Origin of the sequence: Agreia sp. (genome assembly GCF_964263775.1) — a bacterium.
Lineage (GTDB): Bacteria > Actinomycetota > Actinomycetes > Actinomycetales > Microbacteriaceae > Agreia.
Genome location: NZ_CAXVWM010000143.1, coordinates 1 through 4,334, shown reverse-complemented (window position 1 = coordinate 4,334; position 4,334 = coordinate 1). Strand labels below are relative to the sequence as shown.

Sequence of the window (4,334 nt, the reverse complement as noted above, 5' to 3'; positions counted from 1 at the left end):
CGAGCTCTCGAGTTGATCGAGCGACGCGCCCATCTTCTCGTAGAGGAACACGGTCGACGTGAAGTCGGCGAGAGCCGCCACGTAGTCGCCCAGGTCGAAGAGGACCTTGCCTCGAGTCAGCTGCGCCGCCGCCTCGAGTGGGCCCCACTCGTGCACCCGCGCCTCGTCGACGCACAGCGACAACTCGGAGAGCGCGGCCTGCAGCTTTCCCTGGTACTGCTGCACCTGGGCGCGCCTGACGCGGGCTCCGAGCAACTGTTCGCGATCTCCCGAGAAGCGGGTGTGCCGCACGGCCTCGTTCGCCACGGTCCAGGCCTCGTCGAGCCGACCGAGAAGGCGGTACAAGCCGACCTTCTCGTTGAGGGCCGAGAGACTGCGCAGCTGGCCGAGCTCGCTGAGCCTCGCGGATGCCGCAGCGACGTCAATCTTCTCTCTCAGGTTGCGAGGGTCGTAGCCGGTGATGATGCTCACGTGTGTCAGGTACTCCGTTGCTTGGCGCGTGCTGCTGCCGCGGCCGAAGATGTCGGTTGCAGAGGCTTCGAACCACCCTATCCGGAGGTCGGCGCGAGCGTGACGCGATACAGCGTGTCGTCCCCCGACCGGGGCTCGCCGCGGCCATCGGTGTTGTTGGTGATCAGCAGCAGGCTGCCGTCGTCCGTCGCGTGCACGTCACGGATCCGGCCGAGCTGGCCGCCGAAGAACTCCCGCGTCTGCGAGTCGGCGCCCTCGACGGGGTCGATCGTCCACAGCCTCTCGCCGCCGAGTCCGGCCATGAAGACGGTGTTGCCCACCACGGCGATTCCGCTGGGACTGGCATCGTCGGTGGCCCACTGCGCGATCGGCGCCACGAAGCGGGCGTCTGCGTCATCGACGCCCTCGACCGTCGGCCAGCCGTAGTTCGCCCCGGGAACGATGATGTTGAGCTCGTCCCACGTGTCCTGGCCGAACTCTGCGGCGTACATGGTTCCGTCGGCGCCCCAGGCGATCCCCTGCGGGTTGCGGTGGCCGAGGCTGTAGACCGGCGATCCCGGAAACGGGTTGTCTGCGGGAACCGAGCCCGAGGCATCCAGTCGCAGGATCTTGCCGCCGAGATAGCCCGCGTCCTGCGCTCGGTCGCGTTCGTTCGCGTCGCCCGTCGTGACGTAGAGCATGCCGTCGGGGCCGAAGGCGATGCGGCCGCCATTGTGGTTCGAGGCCTTGGGGAGCCCGCTGATCACCTCGGTCGCGGGCCCCAGCGCGAGGGATGCTCCCGCCCCGGTGAGCGCACACGACACGACGCGGTTGTCATCGGCGCTCGTGAAATAGGCGAACAGGCGACGCTCGGCGCCGTCGCCGTGCACGGCGATGCCGAGGAGGCCGCCCTCACCTGCCGCCGCGACGCCCCCGACTCCGCCGATCGCCCGCTTCTGGCCGGCCGGGTCGACGAGCACGATCTGGCCCGAGTCCCGTTCAGAGATCAGGATGCCGTCGGTTCCGACAGGCGCGATCGACCAGGGGGCGGCGAGGTCGTTGGCAAGCGGGGTCAGTTCGCCGGTGGGCGTGTATGGGCCCGTGAGCGGGCGAGCGGCGGGAGTGGAGTTGGGCGTGGGCGTCGGTGTGGGCGACATGGAGGCCGGAGGCGTCGCCGTCGCGACCGTTCGCTCGGGGCGCGGCGCCTCGCATCCGGCCAGCACGAGCATCGTGATGGCGGCCGCTGCCAGGGCCGCGCTGGTTCGGCGGATGCTCATGGTTTCTCCTGTCTGTACGCCCCGGTCAGGGCTTGAGCTGGAAGATGCTGCGCCCCGGAGGAGGCGACTTCACCGCGGTCTGGTCGGTGACGATAGGTGCGCCCGCGATGAAGTTGCGCAGTTCGGCGCCCGCGACGACTTTGGATGCGACGGGGTCGCCGGCCACGAGCCGCGGCATGCGCTCGAAGGGCAAGGGAGAGCTCGAGCCGAACATGACCACGTTGCCGAAGCGCTTGGCCTTCAGCATCTGCGAATCGAGAACGATCGACACGTGCTCGAAGACGCTCGACAGGGTGGCGGCCTGCCCGCGCGCGAAGGCGAGGCCGGCGCCGTCTGCCACGTTCACGGCGACCAGGCCGTCGGCCGCGAGCAGAGTGTGGCAGAGGGTGTAGAACTCGGCGCTCGTGACGTGGGCCGGCGTGCGCGCGCCCGAGAAGACATCCACCACCAGCAGATCGACATTGCCGACGAGCCCCGGCGGAAAGGCGGCGAGCTGTTCGCGGGCGTCGCCGTGCCGGATGCGGATCTGCGCGTCGCGGGGCAGGGGCAGCTCCCGGCGCACGAGGTCGACGAGTTCGCTCTCGTACTCGACGACCTGCTGGCGCGATCCGGCACGCGTGGCCGCGACATAGCGGGGAAGGGTCAGGCCGCCTCCGCCGAGGTGCACGGCGGTGATCGCCTCGCCCTCGGGGCGCAGCAGGTCGATGCCGTGGCCGATGCGACGCACGTATTCGAACGAGAGATGGGTGGGATCGTCGAGGTCGACGTGCGACTGGGGCGTGCCGTCGACGACCAGCAGAAAGCTGCCGGGGGCGTAGGGGTCGGACTCGATCCGGGCGTGGAAACCGCTTTTCGAGAGGGTGGCCGATGGATGCTCGGACTCGCCCCGATCGGCGCCTCGCGTGGATCTGCTCATGGTTCCAGTATCCCTGCGACGGGTGTGAGGAACGCAGATGCGGGCGGTTATACCGGAGATTCAGAAACTTATCAAGAAAAGCAGTGGACAGGCGCGTCGATTGTGCCTATAGTTGACCTTTGCGCTCCCAGTAAAACCATGCCCTCATATCGCGGTCGGCAGCCATGGTCTTACATCCCCGAACTTCTCGACAAATGTAGGTCGAAGCCGGGTGCGATCGCAAACGAATATCCCTGTTTATTAGTCAACCGACAGTACTGAGACCCGACGGGGTCCACGGAGGTTATTTCCTTGGCTGCTGCGCGCAACGCAACCACCAACTCACCCAAGACCGGGAGAAACGCATCGCGTCTCTCGTTCGCGAAGATCACAGACACTCTGACGGTCCCGGATCTGCTCGCCCTGCAGACCGAGAGCTTCGACTGGCTCGTCGGCAACGACATCTGGAAAGAGCGCGTCGCCGAGGCGAAGAAGGCCGGTCGTCAAGACCTGGCCAACAACTCGGGACTCGAGGAGATCTTCGAAGAGATCTCTCCGATCGAAGACCTCGGCGAGACGATGCAGCTGAGCTTCACCGCTCCGTTCCTCGAGCCCGAGAAGTACACGATCGACGAGTGCAAGGAGCGCGGCAAGACCTACGCGGCTCCCCTCTACGTCGAGGCCGAGTTCATGAACCACCAGACCGGTGAGATCAAGACGCAGACCGTCTTCATGGGCGACTTCCCCCTGATGACCGAGCGCGGAACGTTCATCATCAACGGCACCGAGCGTGTCGTCGTCTCGCAGCTCGTCCGCAGCCCGGGCGTCTACTTCGAGCGCGCCCAGGAGAAGACCTCCGACAAGGACATCTACTCCTCGCGCATCATCCCGAGCCGTGGTGCCTGGCTCGAGTTCGAGATCGACAAGCGCGACCAGGTCGGCGTTCGCATCGACCGCAAGCGCAAGCAGAGCGTCACCGTCTTCCTCAAGGCCCTGGGCCTCACGAGCGAAGAGATCCTCTCCGAGTTCAAGGGATACGCATCCATCGAGGCCACCCTCGAGAAGGACACGATCCTCACCAAAGAAGAGGCGCTCAAAGACATCTACCGCAAGCTCCGCCCGGGCGAGCAGGTCGCCGCCGAGGCCGCGCGTGCGCTGCTCGACAACTTCTACTTCAACTCGAAGCGCTACGACCTCGCGAAGGTGGGTCGTTACAAGATCAACCGCAAGCTCGGCATCGAGAGCGCGCTCAGCAACTCCGTGCTCACGGTCGAGGACATCATCGCCACGATCAAGTACCTGGTCGCCTTGCACGACAACCAGACCACCATCCCCGGCACCCGCGAGGGCAAGAAGGTCGACATCCGTCTCGACGTCGATGACATCGACCACTTCGGAAACCGTCGCATCCGCGCCGTCGGCGAGCTCATCCAGAACCAGGTCCGCACGGGCCTGTCGCGCATGGAGCGCGTCGTTCGCGAGCGCATGACGACTCAAGACATCGAGGCGATCACGCCGCAGACCCTGATCAACGTGCGCCCCGTCGTCGCCGCGATCAAGGAGTTCTTCGGTACCAGCCAGCTGTCGCAGTTCATGGACCAGAACAACCCCCTCGCGGGCCTGACGCACAAGCGTCGGCTGTCGGCGCTGGGCCCGGGTGGTCTGAGTCGTGAGCGCGCCGGTGTCGAGGTGCGAGACGTTCACCCGTCGCA

Annotated in this window: 3 protein-coding genes and 1 pseudogene; 1 reads left to right on the top strand and 3 read right to left on the bottom strand. The window is 66.4% G+C overall.

All coding sequences use genetic code 11. The features are described from left to right. The 3 genes from ACE5CZ_RS11070 to ACE5CZ_RS11060 all read right to left on the bottom strand — a co-directional run. A partial coding sequence (locus tag ACE5CZ_RS11070) for a hypothetical protein (RefSeq protein WP_374947385.1) occupies positions 1-471 on the bottom strand: 471 nt, incomplete at its 3' end. A 77-nt stretch (positions 472-548) separates the two neighbouring features. Further along, positions 549-1,727, bottom strand: coding sequence for a PQQ-dependent sugar dehydrogenase (locus ACE5CZ_RS11065; RefSeq protein ID WP_374947384.1), 1,179 nt, complete (start codon positions 1,725-1,727; stop codon positions 549-551). Positions 1,728-1,752: 25 nt separating this feature from the next. Then, positions 1,753-2,643 carry a spermidine synthase gene (locus ACE5CZ_RS11060; RefSeq protein ID WP_374947383.1) on the bottom strand — a complete coding sequence of 297 codons (891 nt, stop codon included), beginning with the start codon at positions 2,641-2,643 and terminating at the stop codon, positions 1,753-1,755. Positions 2,644-2,934: 291 nt separating this feature from the next. Here ACE5CZ_RS11060 and ACE5CZ_RS11055 point away from each other — a divergent pair. Next, positions 2,935-4,334, top strand: a pseudogene (locus ACE5CZ_RS11055) (DNA-directed RNA polymerase subunit beta); the annotation flags it as partial.